Raw genomic sequence first — 1,259 nt, forward strand, 5'->3', positions numbered from 1 at the left:
GGAATGGCCAACCTCTGTATTCCTTACAACAGCATCGAGCCGATCGCCAACAAACTCTCCGCCAACAGTTGGGCCTCCTACGGAAAGCGCCAGGCCAGTCCCGACGCAGCCGAGCGGATTGGTCGGGCACTTCGCACGTCCACTGTCCAGCTCGTCGTCCAACTGGCACGAACCACCATCACCACGCAGGACCTCATCGGCCTTCGGGTGGGCGATATCATCACCACCAAAAAAGACATTCACACGCCGCTGCTTGTTCGGGTGGAAGGCATCCCCAAGTTCCTTGCCCGCCCCGGCATTTTCAAAGGCCACAAGGCTATTTGCATCGAGGATATCATCTCCGATCCGGCCCAGGCGGTCGGGGAATGACCTGGACGATCAAGAATCGCCGGACGTTCCGTCAGCCATTCCCTGCCGGCAACGAGAGCGTCGCGGCCGGCCCCGCCGTTCGAATGTCCCTCACATCGCAGGGCACGGCGACTGCTTTTCAATGTGATGCCGAGCCGATCTTTTGTCATCAACCAGCTTTGGCGATGTAGCCGGTCTCCGGTGGGGAATGGTCGCAGATATTCTGCCGGATGGTCGACCGCCGTGTTCCGTTGTTTTTGACAAGCGCTGTGGCGGCGCTGCCTCGCCAGCCGGCCAGCCGTCCGGCGACGTGCGGCCAGAGCTGTCCGCGCGGCAGGGCGGCCAGTGTTTGACCGGTCAGCAGGGCCAGGTGCCGCAGAATCGTGCCACCACGGCGATCGCTCCAGCGCCAGAAGAAACGCTCGGCATCTCGGGCAGCCGCGTAGTCGAAGCCCACAGGTTCCAGAGCAGGATCACCCCGCACCACGCAGGCCGGTTCCAGAACGCTGACAAAACCGGCGCGGAAAAACTGGAGGGTCACGTCGGCAAGGACCCAGCCATCCCCCAGCGACTCGTCGGCTCCTCCGAGCGCCAAGAGCGTATCGCGGCGGAAGAACGCCCCGGAGAAGTGCGGCAAAACGCGGCTGCGGTGGGCGAGCGTCGTTCCCTCGACCGGAACCCCCCGCTGGAGATGGACGAGCCGTCCGGCACTATCGTAGCCCATGCCGGCCGCCAGAATCCGCGACTCATCCCGAGCATCCACCGTCAGCGGGACAATGACTCCGATGCGCCGGTCGGCGGCGTGCGCGAGCGCGTTTTCCGCCCAGTTCCGCGCCACGAGATGACCACAGGGAAGAAAGTGGATCCACTCGCCACTCGCTGCCCGACAGCCCAGGTTGAGTGCCCGGGCA

The 1,259-nt window shown here is 64.2% G+C and carries 2 protein-coding genes; one reads left to right on the plus strand and one right to left on the minus strand.

Going from position 1 to position 1,259, the window contains the following annotated elements; translation table 11 throughout:
- Nucleotides 1–369: FliM/FliN family flagellar motor switch protein (locus H5U08_RS19230; RefSeq protein WP_297036918.1), on the plus strand; the 369-nt coding region annotated here is incomplete at its 5' end.
- 148 nt (nucleotides 370–517) lie between these two features.
- Here H5U08_RS19230 and H5U08_RS19235 read toward each other — a convergent pair.
- The coding region (locus H5U08_RS19235) for a hypothetical protein (protein ID WP_297036921.1) at nucleotides 518–1,259 on the minus strand (742 nt) is incomplete at its 5' end.

Source organism: Thermogutta sp. (assembly GCF_014359955.1).
GTDB lineage: Bacteria > Planctomycetota > Planctomycetia > Pirellulales > Thermoguttaceae > Thermogutta.